The sequence below is a fragment of the Buttiauxella gaviniae genome, from assembly GCF_040786275.1.
Classification (GTDB): domain Bacteria; phylum Pseudomonadota; class Gammaproteobacteria; order Enterobacterales; family Enterobacteriaceae; genus Buttiauxella; species Buttiauxella gaviniae_A.
In genome coordinates, this window is sequence record NZ_JBFMVT010000002.1 from 4065609 (window position 1) to 4083980 (window position 18372).

At 51.7% G+C, this 18372-nt stretch carries 19 protein-coding genes; 6 read left to right on the forward strand and 13 right to left on the reverse strand.

The annotated features are described in order from the left end of the window. Nucleotide 1: 1 nt before the first annotated feature. From AB1E22_RS19355 to AB1E22_RS19365, 3 genes are read right to left on the reverse strand one after another with little or no spacing between them, the layout of a single operon-like run. Nucleotides 2-2023: an FUSC family protein gene (locus AB1E22_RS19355; protein ID WP_367596844.1), complete on the reverse strand. Its 2022-nt coding sequence runs from the start codon at nucleotides 2021-2023 to the stop codon at nucleotides 2-4. A gap of 8 nt (nucleotides 2024-2031) precedes the next feature. Next, nucleotides 2032-2889, reverse strand: a complete 858-nt coding sequence (locus tag AB1E22_RS19360; RefSeq protein WP_367596845.1) for an efflux RND transporter periplasmic adaptor subunit — start codon at nucleotides 2887-2889, stop codon at nucleotides 2032-2034. Between the two features lie 3 nt (nucleotides 2890-2892). Then, entirely contained in the window at nucleotides 2893-3129 is a 237-nt protein-coding gene (locus AB1E22_RS19365) for a DUF1656 domain-containing protein (RefSeq protein ID WP_367596846.1), read from the reverse strand. A 181-nt stretch (nucleotides 3130-3310) separates the two neighbouring features. On the opposite strand from AB1E22_RS19365, the gene slyA reads away from it, so the two are divergent. Continuing rightward, nucleotides 3311-3745, forward strand: a complete 435-nt coding sequence (gene slyA / locus AB1E22_RS19370; protein ID WP_367597412.1) for a transcriptional regulator SlyA — start codon at nucleotides 3311-3313, stop codon at nucleotides 3743-3745. Nucleotides 3746-3856: 111 nt separating this feature from the next. On the opposite strand, the gene slyB is transcribed toward slyA, so the two are convergent. Further along, nucleotides 3857-4324 carry an outer membrane lipoprotein SlyB gene (gene slyB / locus AB1E22_RS19375; RefSeq protein WP_367596847.1) on the reverse strand — a complete coding sequence of 156 codons (468 nt, stop codon included), beginning with the start codon at nucleotides 4322-4324 and terminating at the stop codon, nucleotides 3857-3859. 284 nt (nucleotides 4325-4608) lie between these two features. Here slyB and anmK point away from each other — a divergent pair, with 284 nt between their 5' ends. The 5 genes from anmK to pdxY all read left to right on the forward strand — a co-directional run bounded on the left by anmK (nucleotide 4609) and on the right by pdxY (nucleotide 9238). Further along, entirely contained in the window at nucleotides 4609-5733 is a 1125-nt protein-coding gene (anmK, locus tag AB1E22_RS19380; protein ID WP_367596848.1) for an anhydro-N-acetylmuramic acid kinase, read from the forward strand. An 89-nt stretch (nucleotides 5734-5822) separates the two neighbouring features. Then, nucleotides 5823-6146 carry a C-type lysozyme inhibitor gene (gene mliC / locus AB1E22_RS19385; RefSeq protein ID WP_367596849.1) on the forward strand — a complete coding sequence of 108 codons (324 nt, stop codon included), beginning with the start codon at nucleotides 5823-5825 and terminating at the stop codon, nucleotides 6144-6146. Nucleotides 6147-6203: 57 nt separating this feature from the next. Further along, nucleotides 6204-6860: a pyridoxamine 5'-phosphate oxidase gene (pdxH, locus tag AB1E22_RS19390; protein ID WP_367596850.1), complete on the forward strand. Its 657-nt coding sequence runs from the start codon at nucleotides 6204-6206 to the stop codon at nucleotides 6858-6860. A 142-nt stretch (nucleotides 6861-7002) separates the two neighbouring features. After that, on the forward strand, nucleotides 7003-8277 hold the full coding sequence (tyrS, locus tag AB1E22_RS19395) for a tyrosine--tRNA ligase (RefSeq protein WP_367596851.1): 1275 nt from the start codon (nucleotides 7003-7005) through the stop codon (nucleotides 8275-8277). Nucleotides 8278-8377: 100 nt separating this feature from the next. After that, entirely contained in the window at nucleotides 8378-9238 is an 861-nt protein-coding gene (pdxY, locus tag AB1E22_RS19400; protein ID WP_367596852.1) for a pyridoxal kinase PdxY, read from the forward strand. Between the two features lie 116 nt (nucleotides 9239-9354). Here the strand turns inward: pdxY and gstA are convergent, their stop codons facing one another. The 9 genes from gstA to rsxA all read right to left on the reverse strand — a co-directional run bounded on the left by gstA (nucleotide 9355) and on the right by rsxA (nucleotide 18304). After that, nucleotides 9355-9957 (reverse strand): glutathione transferase GstA, encoded by a 603-nt coding sequence (gstA, locus tag AB1E22_RS19405; protein WP_367596853.1) that lies wholly within the window; start codon nucleotides 9955-9957, stop codon nucleotides 9355-9357. 109 nt (nucleotides 9958-10066) lie between these two features. Continuing rightward, nucleotides 10067-11572 (reverse strand): dipeptide/tripeptide permease DtpA, encoded by a 1506-nt coding sequence (gene dtpA / locus AB1E22_RS19410; RefSeq protein WP_367596854.1) that lies wholly within the window; start codon nucleotides 11570-11572, stop codon nucleotides 10067-10069. Nucleotides 11573-12189: 617 nt separating this feature from the next. Then, nucleotides 12190-12825: an endonuclease III gene (nth, locus tag AB1E22_RS19415; RefSeq protein ID WP_367596855.1), complete on the reverse strand. Its 636-nt coding sequence runs from the start codon at nucleotides 12823-12825 to the stop codon at nucleotides 12190-12192. Next, on the reverse strand, nucleotides 12825-13511 hold the full coding sequence (locus tag AB1E22_RS19420; RefSeq protein ID WP_367596856.1) for an electron transport complex subunit E: 687 nt from the start codon (nucleotides 13509-13511) through the stop codon (nucleotides 12825-12827). Before AB1E22_RS19420 ends, nth begins: the two co-directional genes overlap by 1 nt. After that, on the reverse strand, nucleotides 13508-14134 hold the full coding sequence (gene rsxG, locus AB1E22_RS19425) for an electron transport complex subunit RsxG (RefSeq protein WP_367596857.1): 627 nt from the start codon (nucleotides 14132-14134) through the stop codon (nucleotides 13508-13510). The genes AB1E22_RS19420 and rsxG overlap by 4 nt, the downstream gene beginning before the upstream one ends. Nucleotides 14135-14143: 9 nt before the next feature. Further along, a complete protein-coding gene (rsxD, locus tag AB1E22_RS19430; RefSeq protein ID WP_367596858.1) occupies nucleotides 14144-15193 on the reverse strand; it encodes an electron transport complex subunit RsxD in 1050 nt (349 codons plus the stop codon). After that, nucleotides 15194-17152: an electron transport complex subunit RsxC gene (rsxC, locus tag AB1E22_RS19435; protein ID WP_367596859.1), complete on the reverse strand. Its 1959-nt coding sequence runs from the start codon at nucleotides 17150-17152 to the stop codon at nucleotides 15194-15196. It lies immediately after the preceding gene. After that, complete coding sequence (rsxB, locus tag AB1E22_RS19440) at nucleotides 17145-17723, reverse strand: electron transport complex subunit RsxB (protein ID WP_367596860.1); 579 nt, start codon at nucleotides 17721-17723, stop codon at nucleotides 17145-17147. Before rsxB ends, rsxC begins: the two co-directional genes overlap by 8 nt. Then, nucleotides 17723-18304, reverse strand: coding sequence for an electron transport complex subunit RsxA (gene rsxA / locus AB1E22_RS19445; protein ID WP_367596861.1), 582 nt, complete (start codon nucleotides 18302-18304; stop codon nucleotides 17723-17725). The genes rsxB and rsxA overlap by 1 nt, the downstream gene beginning before the upstream one ends. Nucleotides 18305-18372 lie beyond the last annotated feature (68 nt).

The window sequence follows — 18372 nt, forward strand, 5'->3', positions numbered from 1 at the left end:
ATTAGTTGCTGCCTGCCAGCGTTCCGGCAGGCGGCGCTTGTTCAAGTTGCGAAAGCGAACAATAGAGCCGCCAGATAATCCCGGCCAGTTCCCGCGCCGCCGGATTATGATGGTGGGCAAGCGTATCCGACATTTTCTGTAACTCCTGCAATGTGGTCGCCAACGATCGCTGCTGAACCCCGCGCTCGCTCATAACGTCTCTCAATGTGTGAATACAAACATCACGCACCTGGGAAAGTGGGTCCGAGCGCGTTTCCCACGAACGTAATTGCCACACGACATGAGAGCAGTTGAGCAGCACCACGCCCCAGCGCAGCAGCCAACGACGCGCGATCTCATCTTTACTGTTGCTGAGCTGGCTGATGTGATGATAAACCAGCGATTCAAATTGGTTTTCAGAATGCTGCGGTTTGCGGCTGAGTTGGTCGACGAAACCGCGTCGCAATGCCCTGATGTGACGGCGACTTTTGCGTGTATCTGAGCCAGGTCGTAAAACGGAGAATGCGACCCAGGAGAGGCCCACCCCTAAGACTTTTGCCAGGTTGTCATTGATAAAATCGGCATAGTCATAGACGGGCGGGTTAGTGACGGCAATAAACGAACCCATAAATACAATCAACTGCCCCCAAAGCCCGGCAAATTTAGGCTGCTGTGATTTCATCAGTTGCATTGTCGCCAGCAGCGGCAATAAAAACACCAGAAACTGCCAGAGATCGGTGATCTGTACCATCAGGCCGAATTTCACAAGAAAACTGAATACTGAAAGCCAGAGCAGCGTCCGCATCAGCAACGTCAGCGAATTGAGCGGGGAAGGGACGGAGGAATAAAGCACGCAACTGATGGCGGCCAGCGATAAGGCTCCACTTCCTGCATCCCATTGGGTGCTGATACACCAGGCCCCCGTCACCGTGATGACGCAGAACGTTCGCAATGCGCTCCAGAGCGCTTCGGTGCTGTCGGTGTGGCGCGCAAGCGGCGGCGTTTTGGGGGGCGTCAGGACAGAAACCGGAGTGGCATTTTCCAGTTCCCGTAACCAGCGGCTGCTATTCAAATACAGCCAGCAAAAATAGCGCAGACGATGCCAAAACGCCTGATGGCGATAATCATCTTCCGGGCCGGGCGCTATCTGTTGAAGCAGACGGGCGATGGAATATTTATGGGTATCTTCGCGGGTCAGCTCTTTAATTAGCGCTTCCAGCACGGGCCATAAATTTGCCGGGGGCTCAGGCCAATTCATCAACATGCGACGCAAGCTGGAAATGACGCTGGTTAAGCGCAGTTGCTGGTGGATCAGATAATTAAGTAAGTTGTTCTGGCGGCGAAAACGGTAATGGCTCCAGAACGCCTGAATTCGTAGCAAATTCATGGTCAGAATCTGCCCGATGACCCCTTCGTGAGCGGTGCGAATCGCATCGGTGGTTTCCGGTTTCCACAGCATCGCTGCGTGCTCTAACAGTCGGGCATGCATATTTCGCAGGGCGGTAAGCAGGGCGGTACCGTCAGAGGTGCTGGGGAGCACCATCATCATAAATGCCCCGCACAAAATCCCTACGATAACTTCGCAGACTCGCGCCTGAGTGATATCCCACAGTTGCGTTGTCTCAATGGTATTCACCATCGGGAAGGCGATAATTGCGGCGGTATAACCTGCCAGCATAAAGGCGTAGGCCACATTATTTTGGAAATGGCTGGAGCTCCAGGTGCAAAGCGCCAGCCAGGCGGCCATCGAAAAGGTAAATAGCCACGGGTCGTTAAGCGTATTGCCCGCGATAATAAGCGAGGCCATGGCACCAATCAGGCTTCCGGCAATGCGCCCAAGACTTTTACTGACCACACCGCCGACGGTGGGGAAACTGACCACCGCCGCCGAGGTCATCGCCCAGTACGGTTCGTCTAAATCGAGATAATAAGCGATGGTTAATGCGAGGCACATCGCAATGGCATTACGCAGGGCGTAGCGCCATTGCCCGGCGCTTGCTTTTGCCCATGGTGTATTTCGCCAGGTGAGTGCGGAGAGTTTCATCGGCTGATTCAGCGTTTAATTGAAACGGTGCATGTCGTGCCGGACACTAGCGTGACCCCTTGCGGAATGTTATCTAACTTAATGCGCACCGGTACGCGCTGGGCGAGTCTGACCCAGGGCACATTGGGTTTGATATCCGGAACTAAATTGCTGTCGCTCTCCACACTTTGATCGTAAATGGCGCGGCCAATACTTTGCACCTTGCCACCTAACGGAACATGGCCGCTGTATAAGACGATTTGGGCTACATCGCCGGGCTGGATATGGCGCAGTTTGGTCTCTTCAAAATACCCGACGACATAAAACGAGTGACTATCAACCAGGGCAAAAACCGGTTGGCCGGACGTCGCGTAGTTACCGGTTCGCGTAGATAAATTAGTCACCCAACCATCAACCGGCGCGGTCACGGTAGTTTGAGAGATTTGCCATTGCGCCTGCTCAAGCGTTGCTTCGGCGGCTTTTACCGAGGCCTGCGCCGCTTTGACGTTGATATTCGCAGTATCCATATCTTCCGCAGAGATGTAGTTGCGCGGCAAGTTGCGTCGACGATTTGCTTCATTGCTGGCTTTAGCCAGTTCGGACTGGGCCTGAGCTAATTGCGCCTGGGCATTGAGCTGCGCAATGTGGTAGGGCGTGACATCAATAGTGAACAAAATCGTGCCCGCTTTGACGAACTGGTTATCTTCAATATGGAGTTGCGTAATGGTTCCAGAAACCTGTGGCGTGATACTGACTTGCTCGGCACGGACTTTCCCGTCTCGCGTCCACGGGGATTGCATGTAATAATTCCATAACAGCCAGCCAACGATGATGGCCACGGCGAAAATCAGTAACGTGGAAAAGTACTTTATTGTTTTCATATTCATGCTTTACCAGACCACAAGAATCACAAGCCCTGCACTGACGGACAGCGAAAATAACGACAGATCCATTAATGTCGGGTGCCAGATTTCACCGGAATACATCCAGTCGCGTAAAAGATGATGCAGGATGAGCCAGATAAAAAATCCAACCATGACCGCTTTAAAAAGAGGGGGGAAATAGATAGAGGCGCCGACAACCAGGTCCTGAAGAGGCAGACCTGAAGTTAGAAAATTAAAGCTCACGTCAGATAATCCTTTAAAATACCGGGGTGGACTGCCGTTTCCCCTGACTTAGTTGTAAACTAAAAGTATAGCTGGTTGCATAACATCAGCAAAAATAAGGATTTTGTTTTTTCATTTAAAGCCTGCACAATAGTTTAAAATGAGTATAATAAGTTAGCAAGCTAATTATAAGGAGATGAAATTGGAATCGCCATTAGGATCGGATCTGGCACGGTTGGTGCGCATTTGGCGTGCTCTGATTGACCATCGCCTGAAACCTCTGGAATTGACACAGACGCATTGGGTAACGCTGCATAACATCCATCAGTTGCCGCCTGAACAGTCACAGATTCAGTTGGCCAAAGCGATTGGCATTGAGCAACCATCACTGGTTAGAACGCTTGATCAGCTTGAAGAGAAAGGGCTGATTTCGCGTCAGACCTGTGCGAATGACCGTAGAGCGAAGCGCATTAAGCTCACTGAGCGTGCGGAACCCATCATCAATGAGATGGAGACGGTCATTAAAAAAACGCGCGAAGAGATTTTATCGGGCATCAGTGCCGATGAACATGCGCAACTGCTTGACCTGATTAACCGCCTGGAACAGAACATCGTCCATTTGCAGACCAAAGAGTAATACGTCTGTCGCTCGTGCGAATGGCCGCAACAGGTGAGGCTTTCTGTTTTGAGCTGCATTATTGAAGCAGAAATGAATCGGGGTGACTGACTATCAAGTCACCCCGCATAATTAATTTGGCGATACCGTTGTTTGGCTGCCGTTGCTGGCAATTCTTACACGCTGGCCTGCTGTGAATTTGGTGTCGCCTTGTTTCTGCACCACCAGAATAGTGTTGCCATCGTCTTTACGAATCTCAAGCTCAACACCCTGCGTTTTGTTCATTGCGCCCTGAACACCCTGGCCTGCAACACCACCTGCTACGGCACCCGCTGCGGTTGCCAGCGAACGGCCTGTACCACCCCCAACGGTGTTACCCAGGAAACCGCCCAGTACTGCACCACCAATCGCACCTAACACGTTTGAATCATTCCCGCCCTGAATCTGAACCGGACGAGCTGACACCAACGTACCATAAGTGACACTTTGCACTTGTTTAGCATCAGAGGCGCTGTACACGTCGCCTGAAAGTGAGCTGGTATTGCTGCAACCAGCTAAAGTTAACCCAACTAACGAGACTACCAGTATACGTGAAATCATTTGTGACTCTCCTGAACACCTTGAAACGCCCAACTGAGCATCCTTCATGGCTAAATTATATGGTATTTAGGTGCTGAATTTAAAATTAGTTCAGCCGCATGATGGCAATAATTCTAAAAAACCTTATATGAACCGGGCTTAAACCAATTGTGGATGCGCCGCAACGGTCTCTTGATCCCATGTTGTAGCCCCATGTGTTGAAAAATTATTAATTAATCATCGTATTGAATGATAGTTTATGGTGGAGTTAATCCCACTATTTGGCGTGTTTAAAGGAGTAACAGATGAAATCAGGGCGTTATATCGGCGTGATGTCGGGCACCAGTCTGGACGGTATTGATGTCGTTCTGGCGGCGATTGATGAACATCTTGTTGCTCAGCAGGCAAGTTACTGCCACCCCATTCCTGTGGACATCAAAAAAGCCATACTGGCGATTTGCCAGGGGCAACCGTTAACGCTTTCGCAGCTCGGCCAGCTTGATAACCGGCTTGGCAAACTGTTCGCCGAAGCGGTTGAAATCTTGATGACCCAGCAGGGACTCACCTATACCGACGTCACCGCCATTGGCTGCCACGGGCAAACGGTCTGGCATGAGCCACAGGGTGAAGCGGCGCACACCATGCAAATAGGTGATAACAATCAAATTGTCGCTCGAACAGGTGTTACGGTTGTGGGGGATTTTCGCCGCCGTGATATGGCGCTTGGCGGGCAAGGGGCACCACTGGTGCCGGCATTCCATCAGGCATTGCTGGCGCACCCTACGGAAAACCGCATGGTGCTCAACATCGGTGGAATTGCCAATCTCTCATTACTGATTCCAGAACAGCCCGTGCGCGGGTTTGATACCGGCCCCGGTAATATGCTGATGGATGCCTGGATCTGGCGGAAGTCCGGGAAAGCGTATGATAAAGATGGGCAGTGGGCGAGCCGCGGTAAAGTAATTATTCCGCTATTGCAACAAATGTTGAGCGATCCTTACTTTGCGCTGCCTGCCCCAAAAAGTACCGGGCGGGAGTATTTCAATTACGGCTGGCTTGAGCGCCAGTTAGCGGCTTTCCCGGGCCTTTCCGGGGAAGATGTTCAGGCTACGCTAACGGAGCTGACGGCGGTCACCATTTCTGAACAAGTGCTGCTGAGCGGCGGCTGCGAGCGCCTGATGGTGTGCGGTGGCGGAAGCCGTAATCCGCTTCTTATGGCGCGTCTGGGTTGTTTGCTGCCGGGAATTGAAGTCACCACTACTGATGAATCAGGTATCAGCGGCGATGATATGGAAGCCCTGGCGTTTGCCTGGCTTGCATGGCGCACGTTATCGGGATTGCCGGGGAATTTGCCTTCGGTGACCGGCGCATCGGAAGCAAGCGTGATTGGCGCAATTTTTCCCGCCAACCCGCTGCATAATCAGAGTTAACTGAAATTAACTTCAGCCCTAAATCTCTAAACTGAAGCCAATGGGGGAGGACATGCTCCCCTTTATAAGAAGAACTTCAGGACATGCAGATGAAAAAACTACTTATTGCTACCATTCCTTTTATGCTTGCCGGCTGTAGCTACTACAACTCTTTCGTAGAACGGATGCACACCGACACTCTCCAGTACCAGTGTGATGAAAAACCTCTCAGCGTTAAGCAAAATAACCAAAAACAGATGGTGAATTTTGTTTATGACAATGAATATCTCTCCCTTACCCAGGGCTTATCTGCCTCCGGGGCACGTTATACCGACGGCGTCTATGTATTCTGGTCGAAAGGCGATAGCGCGACGGTTTACCGTAAAGACACGATCGTGCTGAATAATTGTCAGCTACAAAATCCCAAACATTGAGATTTATCAGGGGGGAGCGCACAATAGCTCCACCCTGAGATAGCCTGACGTAACGCCATGTCTGATAACGACTCTTTGCAACAAATTGCCCATTTGCGCCGTGAATATACTAAAGGTGGTTTGCGCCGTAACGATCTAACCGAACAACCTTTAGCGCTGTTTGAACGTTGGTTAGCTCAGGCGTGTGAGGCAAAACTTGCCGATCCCACCGCCATGGTCGTCGCCACCGTTGACGAAAATGGCCAGCCGTTCCAGCGTATTGTGTTGCTCAAACACTTTGATGAAAAGGGGCTGGTGTTTTACACCAATCTCGGTTCGCGCAAAGCCCATCATCTGGAAAACAACCCACGTATCAGCCTGCATTTCCCCTGGCATATGCTGGATCGCCAGGTCATGGTTCAGGGAACGGCAGAGCGGTTATCCACTCTCGAGGTGATGAAATATTTCCACAGCCGTCCGCGTGACAGCCAAATCGGTGCCTGGGTTTCCAAACAATCCAGCCGTATTTCCGCGCGCGGCATTCTTGAAAGCAAATTCCTCGAACTGAAACAGAAATTCCAGCAAGGCGAAGTCCCGTTGCCCAGTTTTTGGGGCGGTTACCGCGTAACAATTGAGCAAATGGAATTCTGGCAGGGCGGCGAACATCGTCTGCACGATCGTTTTTTATACCAGCGTGAAGGCGATGCCTGGAAAATAGACCGTCTGGCCCCATAACTGCGGGAATTTGTTGAGTTAAGCGCTGGCAGTAATTGAGCTTGCGCTTTATTCTATGTCCCCTAAGAAATTAACTCCTTTCGCCAACAGGCGAAAAGCCGTGTACCGGTCAAGGTGCAGTCGTATAGAGATGGAGAATTTGATGGCAAGCATCAATTTGATAAAACAATTGCAAGAGCGGGGCTTAGTCGCCCAGGTAACGGATGAAGAAGCGTTAGCACAGCGACTGGCGCAAGGGCCAATTGCTCTGTATTGCGGCTTTGATCCTACCGCTGACAGCTTGCATTTGGGCCATCTGGTTCCTCTGCTGTGCCTGAAGCGTTTCCAGGAAGCGGGCCATAAGCCGGTTGCGCTGGTCGGTGGTGCAACAGGTCTGATTGGTGATCCAAGTTTTAAAGCCGTTGAACGTAAACTCAATACCGAAGATACCGTGCATGAGTGGGTGGAAAAAATCCGCCGCCAGGTTGCACCGTTCCTCGATTTTGATTGCGGCGAAAACTCAGCCATAGCGGCGAACAACTACGACTGGTTTGGCGGAATGAACGTTCTGACCTTCCTGCGTGATATCGGCAAGCACTTCTCTGTTAACCAGATGATTAACAAAGAAGCGGTGAAACAGCGTCTGAACCGTGATGATGTGGGCATCTCTTTTACCGAGTTCTCCTACAACCTTCTTCAAGGCTATGACTTCGCATGCCTGAACAAACTGCACGGCGTGGTACTGCAAATCGGCGGTTCTGACCAGTGGGGTAACATCACCTCTGGTATCGATTTAACGCGTCGTCTGCACCAGCAACAAGCGTTTGGACTGACGGTTCCACTGATCACTAAATCTGACGGCACCAAATTCGGTAAAACCGAAGGTGGCGCGGTATGGCTTGATCCGAAGAAAACCAGCCCGTACAAGTTCTACCAGTTCTGGATCAACACCGCAGACTCCGATGTCTATCGCTTCCTGAAGTTCTTCACCTTCATGAGCCTCGAAGAGATCGACGCGCTTGAAGAAGAAGATAAGAACAGCGGTACTGCACCTCGTGCCCAGTATGTTCTGGCCGAACAGGTGACTCGCCTGGTTCATGGTGAAGAAGGTCTGGAAGCCGCGAAACGTATTACCAGCAGCCTGTTTAACGGCAACCTGAGCGATTTGACCGAAGCTGACCTTGAGCAACTGGCTCAGGACGGCGTACCGATGGTTGAACTGGAGCGCGGCGCGGATTTACAACAGGCATTGGTGGACTCCGAACTGCAACCGTCTCGCGGTCAGGCACGTAAAACCATTGCGCAAAACGCTATCACCATCAACGGTGAGAAGCAGTCCGATCCGGAATACACCTTTGTAGATAGCGATATTCTGTTCAATCGTTACACCTTGCTGCGTCGGGGTAAGAAAAATTACTGCCTCGTTTGCTGGAAGTAATTAAGAAAGGCCAGAAGGGCGTGGGAAACCACGCCCTTTATTTTTGCCAGAGTTTGTACTTACGCAACCACAACACACATCGTTCCGTCCGAGTAGAGAAATGAAAAACATCCTTGCCATCCAGTCTCATGTGGTGTTCGGTCACGCAGGTAACAGTGCCGCCGAATTCCCGATGCGTCGTCTGGGCGCCAACGTCTGGCCGCTGAACACGGTGCAGTTCTCCAACCATACCCAATACGGGAAATGGACCGGCAGCGTGATGCCAGCCAGCCATCTCAGCGAAATTGTCCAAGGCATTGCCGATATCGGCCAACTGGCCCGTTGTGACGCGGTCCTGAGCGGTTATCTGGGTTCTGCGGAGCAGGGCGAGCACATTCTTTCTATCGTGCGTAAAGTGAAAGAAGCCAATCCGCAGGCGAAATATTTCTGTGATCCGGTGATGGGCCATCCAGAAAAGGGCTGTATCGTCGCGCCCGGCGTGGCTGAGTTCCACACGCGCTACGCGATGCCTGCCAGCGACATTATCGCGCCTAATTTGATTGAGCTTGAGATTCTGAGCGGTCATGCGGTTAACACGGTGGAAGAAGCGGTAACCACTGCTCGCGAGCTTATCGCGCAGGGCCCGCAAATTGTGCTGGTGAAACACCTCGCGCGCGCGGCTTATCAGCAGGATCGTTTTGAAATGCTACTGGTGACGGCGGACGAAGCCTGGCATATTCACCGCCCGCTGGTGGATTTTGGCGATCGCCAACCGGTGGGCGTTGGCGATGTTACCAGTGGTTTGTTGCTGGTGAAATTATTGCAGGGCGCTACGCTTCGTGAAGCGCTGGAGCACGTCACCGCCGCGGTTTACGACATCATGGTTGTAACCAAAAAAATGGACGAGTACGAGCTGCAATTGGTTGCCGCCCAGGATGGAATTGCGAAACCTGAGCACTATTTCACTGCGGTGAAACTGTAATAAAAAAGGCGGATGGCGCGTGCGCTTATCCGCCCTACATCAGGTAAAATTTGCTTCACCCAACCCTAATTATTTTGTAGATCGGGTAAGCACTCGCGCCACCCGACACAACCTTATTAAATCCCTTCTGCCGCCAGCGCCGCCGCTACAGCCGGACGCGCTTTCATATGCGCCATAAACGCCTCAATGTTACTCAGGCCATCCAGATTTAATTTCACCGCATTTGCCCAGCGTAACACGGTAAACAGATACGCATCGGCCACGCTAAAACGTAACCCCATCAGCCACTGTTTATCATTCAGCTCTTCGTCCACGTAGCGGAACTTTTTCTCAAGCGCTGCACGGGCAATGGTTTTATATTCGTCAGGCGTTGCAGGATTAAACAGCGGAGAGAAACCTTTGTGCAGTTCAGTGGCAATGTAGTTCAGCCATTCCAGCGTATGGTAGCGCGTCATGCTGCCCGCAGGCGCAAGCAGCTGGCGGTCAGGAACTTTATCCGCAAGATACTGCACAATCGCCACGCCTTCGGTCAGCAGCGAGCCGTCATCAAGCAGTAACGCCGGGACTTGTCCCTTCGCATTAATTTCAAGATAGTCGCTGCCATCTTCGGTTTTCTTCGCCGCTAAATCGACTTTGACCAGAGAGAAATCAATACCGGTTTCACGCAGGATAATGTGAGGGGAGAGGGAACAGGCACCAGCTTTATAATACAGTTTCATTACTGAACTCCTATGGGCGCTAAGATACCCTATGGTAGTGCGCATCCGCGCAAAAAAAAAGCCGTTAGCGATAACGCTAACGGCTGAAAATACCATGTTTCCCGCTACATTACGCGGTAGCTGTTTCCTTAGCGGTTTCAGCTTTTTCTTCAGACTGTGCCATGCGGCTCAGTTTTGGTGCGGTGATCATCATCAGAACCGCGATAACGGCGGTGGCGATACCGATCTGCATGAACACGCGGCCATACACTTCCAGAGAAACCAGTGGATCGGTCACGTTTTCTGGAACAGCCATCAGGTTTGCAACTTTACCTGCGATGATGGCAGCACCTGCGGTAGTCAGGAACCAGCTACCCATGATGAAGCCCATCAGACGCTGTGGAACCAGTTGTGCAACCATTGCCAGACCCAGACCAGAAATCATCAGCTCACCGATACTCTGCAGCGCGTAGCTCAGAATCAACCAGCTTACAGAAACGATACCGGCGTCAGACGCAAACTTAGCACCCAGTGGCAGCACCAGGAAGGCCAGGGAACACAGCACCATACCGAATGCGAACTTATGTGGCATTGGCATACGGTCGCCCATCTTGTTGTAGATAGCGGCCAGAATCGGGCTGCCAATCATAATCCAGAATGGGTTCAGGGCCTGGAACTGCTCTGGTTCGAACGCAAGACCCAGAATGGAGTGCTCAACGTTACGAATAGCAAAGAAGTTCAGAGAGGTCGGCATCTGGCTGTACAGCACGAAGAACACAATCGCCTGAACCATCAGGATGAAGGCAACAATCATCTTACGACGAGCAGCACCCTGCATAGCGAAGGCTTCTTTAGCAAAGATAACCACGATGCCCAGAGCGACGACGCCCAGAACCATACGTGCGATACCCTGGTTGTGCAGCAGCCAGGTTGCAGCGGTAACCAGCACCAGAACACCAACAATGGTCGCAGCCAGTTTACCGAAGTGCACAGGCTGGAAGTCAGGTTTGGAACCGTGGTTTTTCACCCACTTCTTGCAGAACATGAAGTTCACCAGCGTGATCAGCATACCCACGAAGCTCAGGGAGAACGCAACGCTCCAGCCGTATTTCGCTGCAAGCCATGGAGTGGCAAGCATAGAGAAGAACGAACCGATGTTGATGGACATGTAGTACATAGTAAATGCACCGTCCAGACGTGGGTCATCCTTTTCATAACAGGTAGACAGCAGGGAAGATGGGTTAGCCTTAAACAGGCCGTTACCCACGGCGATAGTCGCCATACCCATATAAACGATAGCCACGTTGTGACCAGAGTAAGCTACCAGCGCGTAACCGACAGCTAACACGATAGTACCCAGCACGATGACACGCTTGGTACCGAGTACTTTATCGCCCAACCAACCACCGATAGCGACCATTCCGTAGACCAGTGCGCTGAAGGAAGAGAATAGGGTGATGGAGTCCGCTTCGGACATCCCCAGCATTTTGACCAGATAAACGGCCATAATGCCTTGTAAGCCGTAGTAGCCAAAACGCTCCCACAACTCGATAGAGAAAATCAGATAGAACGATTTAGGTTGTTTGAAAGCGTTCAGTGAAACGCTTTCTGCTGGTTTTTGGTTTGCAGTCGACACATATACCTCTTTTTTTACATCCCACTTTAACAGGAATTTTCTAAGCGTCATGCCGGGTTGGCATTCGCTTTTTTAATTATTAGGAAGGGGAAACGGCGGGTAATGTTCACTATCCTGAGACTTCAGGCAATAGGTTTGCAATAAACTGTTACATTTATCATGGGCGGGATAAAGCTCCGCAAAGCAAATTGTTATTCAGCGTTAAATTTTATCAAAATGCGCTTTGCCGATTTATTCTCTCCAGAATCGAAGGAATTACGTCATTTTAGTTATATATTCTGCTTTATCGGCAAATGTGTAGTGATATGGGCGGGGTGTAAAGATTTGTGCAGGCTATTGTACTGCTCACAATGAGTTATCGCTGGGGAAACAGAGGTTATTTGTTTCATGATGATCACCTAAATTTAACGTCAGGTTATCAGTGTGATCTAACTCACATAATTATGGAAAATTCTCATCGTAAAAAAACGATTAACCTGTTCGAGTGATTATCCGCCAGATGATGTAAACGAAGCGGCAGGTATTTACAGCATAAATCAATAGAAACGGAGGCGTTAGTGGAATGGTGGAGTAGAGAATAGCGAGATGGCCTACCACAAAAGCAGCAGGCCGCAGGGTTAGAGTTCTACTTTCTCTTTGAATTCACAAAGATCTTCAATTATACACGAGCCACAGCGGGGTTTACGGGCAATGCACGTGTAACGGCCATGGAGGATTAACCAGTGGTGGCAATCGACTTTAAATTCTGCCGGAACCACTTTCAGCAGTTTTTCCTCTACCTGCTCGACGTTTTTACCCGGTGCAAAATGGGTGCGGTTGCAGACGCGGAAAATATGCGTATCTACCGCGATAGTAGGCCAGCCAAAAGCAGTATTAAGCACTACATTCGCCGTTTTACGCCCCACGCCGGGTAAGGCTTCCAGAGCGGCTCTGTCCTCTGGCACTTCGCCGTTATGCAGTTCAATCAGCATGCGGCAGGTTTTGATGACGTTCTCGGCCTTGCTGTTGAACAGGCCGATTGTTTTGATATATGACTTGATACCGTCAACGCCTAAATCCAGCATCGCCTGCGGTGTGTTAGCAACGGGGTAGAGTTTCGCCGTAGCTTTATTCACGCTGACATCCGTAGCCTGCGCTGAGAGCAATACCGCTATCAGCAATTCAAACGGAGAGCTGAATTGTAATTCCGTCGTCGGATGAGGATTGTTATCCCGCAGGCGCGTAAGAATTTCACGGCGTTTGGACTGATTCATTATGCTTTCCCTGGCGTCCCTTCTATCACCGCAGCTTTTGCGGCGCGGCGCGTTTTCATCTTCTCATCAATAAGATATTTAATCGCCAGCATCATGCCCAGGCCGATAAACGCACCCGGTGGCAGCATCGCCAGCAGGAAAGGGGTGTCCGTGTGAAAGACTTCGATTCGCAGCACTTTCGCCCAGCTACCGAGTAACGCATCAGCACCGTCAAACAGCGTACCGTTGCCAATAATTTCACGCAGGGAGCCGAGCACAAACATTGCGCTGGTCGCCCCTAAACCGATAGCCAGACCGTCGAGAGCGGCGAGAGGTACGCTACTTTTCGCGGCAAAGGCTTCCGCACGACCGATCACAATACAGTTGGTGACAATCAAGGGAATGAAAATCCCGAGTGACTGATACAAACCGTAAGCGTAGGCGTTAATCAGCATTTGTACGGTGCTCACCACTGAGGCGATGATCATGACGTAAATCGGAATACGGATTTCTGCCGGTACCCAGCGGCGCAAAGCGGAAATAGCGCTGTTGGTCAGCACTAATACCAGCGTGGTTGCCAGCCCAAGGCCCAGGGCGTTGGTGGCTGTGGACGTTACCGCCAGAAGCGGGCACAGGCCCAGGAGTTGCACCAGCGCTGAGTTATTTTTCCATAACCCCTGAATAACAATGTCTTTTACTTCGCTCATGGTTGTGCTCCACAAACAGGGAAATTATCAACTTGTGACGGTAATGTTTTTGCAAACAGCCCCGCACGTTTGACCGCATTAACAACCGCACGTGGCGTAATTGTGGCTCCGGTAAATTGATCGAACTGGCCACCATCTTTTTTCACCGCCCAGGTCGGATCATCACTACCTTGAATGGTTTTACCCGAAAAATGGGTGATCCAGTCGCTCAGTCGCGTTTCGATTTTATCGCCCAGGCCCGGCGTTTCATGATGTTCGGTGACGCGCGAACCCAAAACTTTACCGTTAAAATCTGCTGCTACCAGCAGTTGAATGGCGCCGGAATAACCGTCAGGAGCGGTAGCTTCCATCACTACAGCCACAGGTTCACTGCCTTTGCGGGCAACATAAATATGGCGTTCACCTTTGCCTAACGGGGAGTCTTTGGCGCTAACGCAGCTGGCCTGAATATTGTTGTCGTACATATCGGAGGAGATGACCTGATCGAACAGCAGTTTTTGCTGCGCGATAGCCTGCTGCTCAATAGTGTCTTTTGTCAGCGCATTCACCACCGCCGTAAGGCCCGTTGCCAGAGCGGCAAACAGCGCCAGGGTTACGCCATGTTTTTGCATTGTCTTCAGCATGACGATTCCTTAGCGATGCCCATAAGCACGTGGGCGAGTGTAGTAATCAATTAGCGGCACGGTAATATTGGCGAGCAAAACGGCGAAGGCAACGCCATCGGGATAACCGCCGTAGGTGCGAATCAGCCAAACCAGCAGGCCCGCTAAAGCACCGAAAATTAACCGCCCGCGATTCGTCGTCGAGGCGGTTACTGGATCGGTAAGAATGAAAAATGCACCTAGCATGGTCGCGCCGGAGAAAAGATGAATCACCGGAGATGCGCATTTTTCAGGAGTGAATATCCAACCTAAAGTGGCGCACACTGCAAGCGATACCAGGAAACTAACCGGAATATGCCAGCGAATAGCGCCTTTTAGCACCATAAAAATGCCGCCCGCAAGGAACGCCAGATTTACCCACTGCCAGCCAATTCCCGCCAGCACGCCGCTGTAGATAGGCGCGTGTAACAAGTCACTGGCAGAATGCCCGGCGCGAAGGCCGGTTTTAAAGGTATCCAGCGGTGTGGCCTGACTTATGCCGTCCACGCCCATGCGAAGCTGCGGCATGGTGTCGCCAGCCATCGTTGTGCCAGAGAAAATCACATGCAGCGAATCGGTAAAACCCGGCACCGTGGCAGCCAGTGAATGGGGAGGTAGCCAGGAAGTCATCTGCACCGGGAAGGCAATAAGCAATACCACGTAACCGACCATTGCCGGGTTAAATGGATTATGCCCAAGCCCGCCGTAAAGCTGTTTTGCGATGATTACCGCAAAAACGGTACCCAGAATCACCATCCACCATGGGGCTAGCGGGGGAATACTGATGCCCAATAGCAGGCCGGTTAACGCGGCAGAGTTGTCACCCAGAATGCGCAGCGGTTGCTTACGCAGTTTAAGCACCAGCAGTTCTGCGGCAATGGCCGTCAGAATACCCAATGCGATTTGCACCAGACTGCCCCAGCCGAACCAATACCAGAGCATTGCCATTCCCGGCAATGCAGCCCAGGTCACCAGCAGCATGATACGCGATGTGCTGCGCTGGTTATGGGTATAAGGGGAGCTTGCTAACTTAAAAACCATTTATTCCTCTGATGCCATTTGAAGCGCTGCTTTTCGTGCCTGAACGCGGGCGATAGCCGCGGCAACCGCAGCTTTGCGTGGATCTTCTTCTTCGGCAGTTTCTACTGCAGATGGTTGTTCTGCCTGAGCGGCTTTGCGCGCTTTAGCGCGAGCAATAGCTGCTTCGACAGCGGCTTTACGTGGGTCGACCGTTTCGACAGGTGCATTGTCAGCAACCGGCTCAGATTCACCGGCCTGAGCGGCTTTACGTGCTTTCGCTCGTGCAATAGCGGCTTCGACAGCGGCTTTACGCGGGTCACTTGCGGCGGTTTCGGCAACAGTTTCCTGGGCCTCTTTTTCAGCCTGACGTGCGCGGGCCTGCGCTTTACGCGCTTCGCGTGCAGCAATCACCTGCTGATTATCTGGCAGGCTACCGGCACGGATAATAATGGGCTCTTCACTCTGCGCTTTTTTGCTTTTCACCCGGGCGAGTGCGGCCTGGATAGCGTCATTATCTTTCGCCGTTGGCTGAACCGCAGCTTGTTTATGGCGCTCAAGCCGAGCAGCTTTCTCACGCTCAAGACGCGCCTGGCGTGCTTCAAAGCGCACTTTTGCTTCTGCTGTACGTTTTGCTTCCAGCTGGATTTCGCGGATCTCTGCTTTTTCCTGGCGGAAATACTGCACCAGCGGAATATTGCTTGGGCAAACGTAGGCGCAGGCCCCACATTCGATACAGTCTTTCAGGTTATGAGCCTGAGCTTTATCGTGCTGCTGGCCGCGGCTAAACCAGTAAAGCTGCTGCGGGAGCAAATCTGCCGGGCAAGAGTCGGCGCAGGCGCTGCAACGAATGCAGTTCTGCTCTTCTTGTTGCTCTCCCATCTCATTGGCAGAAGGAGCCAGCAAGCAGTTAGTGATCTTCACCACCGGGACATCAAGCCACGGCAGGCTAAAGCCCATTAACGGGCCGCCCATAATCACTTGCTGATCGTGTCCTGCGCGGAATCCAGCATACTCAAGAAGATGGCTTACAGGTGTGCCCAGTCGAGCCCAAACGTTGCCAGGCTGCTGCACCGCGCCGCCCGTGAGGGTGACAACGCGCTCGGTTAACGGCTCTCCGTCAATAATGGCGCGTTTTACCGCAAACGCGGTACCGACGTTTTGCATCAACACGCCAATATCCGAGGAGCGTCCGCCCTGCGGAACTTGTTTACCTGTCAGAATTTGCGTGAGCTGCTTTGCGCCACCGGATGGATATTTGGTAGGGATCACCCGCAGTTCAATACCGTGGGTGTTGCACAGCACCGCACGCAGCATAGAGATTGCCTGCGGTTTATTATCTTCAATACCGATTAACACGCGCTGCGGCTGTAAAATATGCGCGAGAATGCGTACGCCTTCGATGATTTGCGCGGCGCAATCCTGCATCAGGCGATCGTCAGCGGTGATGTATGGCTCGCACTCGGCGGCATTGATAATCAGCGTGTCGATTTTGTCGCCGCCGCCGTGCAATTTATTGCCGGTCGGGAAACCTGCGCCACCTAAGCCCGCAACGCCAAACTGATGGATGCGCTCGATTAATTCTTCGCGACTGCGTGAGGCATAGTTGTGCCAGCCGTCGCGGTCAATCCATTTATCTTCACCGTCGGCTTCAATAATCACGCTTAGCTCTGAAAGGCCGGAGGGATGGGCCGTAGAGTGAGGCGCAATCGCGGTGACCGTTCCGGATGTTGGAGCGTGAACAGGCAGCATGCGACCACGCCCGTGGGTCAAGGGTTGGCCTCGCAGCACATAATCGCCGGATTTAACGCACAGTTCGCCTTCAGCACCAATATGCTGTTTGAGCGGCATTATCAACTTTTTCGGCAACGGAACCTGACGCAAAGGTGTGCCGTTTGACTGGGTTTTCATCTCTGGCGGATGAATGCCGCCGTCGAAATCCCAAATTTTGTCTTTATTAAAGCGTTTGAAAAAATTAAGCATGTTGCTCCACCGGAATAATACGAACCGGAATGGTTTGAAGATTCCACTTCCAGCTTTCTGTGGTGGTTTCGACCGGGCGTAACTCAATACAGCGAGTAGGGCATGGGTCGACACATAAATTGCATCCGGTGCAAAGGTCGCTAATAACGGTATGCATCGCGCGGGTTGCACCGACGATGGCATCTACCGGACAGGCCTGAATACATTTGGTGCAGCCAATGCAGTTGGCTTCGTCGATAACCGCCAGCATTCGCACAGGCTCTAACATCTGCGCATCGCCTTCAATTGGCTGCGGGTCGACGTTAAGTAATGTGGCAATTTTTTGCATTACGGCTTCGCCGCCGGGTGCGCAAAGATTAATTTTTGCGCCCTGATTCCCGACGGCTTCCGCGTAAGGGCGGCAGCCCGGGTAGCCGCATTGCCCGCACTGGCTTTGCGGTAACAGCTCATCAATTTTATCGACAATCGGGTCTTCTTCGACACGAAAACGGCGTGAGGCATAACCCAGAATCAAACCGAATGCCAGGCCCAACAGGCTCAGCGCAACAACAGCAATCCAAATCGTGCTCATCAGAACTTCACCAACCCGCTAAAGCCCATAAACGCCAGAGACATCAAGCCTGCGGTGATCAGTGCGATGGCGTTACCGCGAAAAGGTGCGGGTACATCAGCAACCGCCAGCCGTTCACGAATGGCGGCAAAAAGCACCATGACCAGTGAAAAGCCGACCGCAGCCGAGAAGCCATAAAGTGCCGATTGCAGGAAGTTATGGCCGAGATTGATGTTAAGTAATGCCACGCCAAGCACCGCACAGTTAGTGGTAATCAGCGGTAAAAAGATACCCAACAGGCGATAGAGTGCCGGGCTGGTTTTGCGAACCACCATTTCGGTAAATTGCACTACAACGGCAATAACCAGAATAAACGCCAGCGTACGCAAATAGACTAAATCGAGCGGAATAAGCACCAGCTCATTAATCAGCCATGCGCAAATAGAAGCCAGCGTCAGAACGAATGTGGTCGCAAGCCCCATGCCGATAGCCGTCTCCAGTTTTTTGGAAACGCCCATAAACGGGCACAGGCCAAGAAACTTCACCAATACGAAGTTATTGACCAGCACCGTACCAACAAAGAGCAGCAAATAATCTGTCATGAATAGGACCTGAAACAAAAAAAGCCGCCTATTATCGTCCAGGAGAACAATAACGACAACGGGGCGTT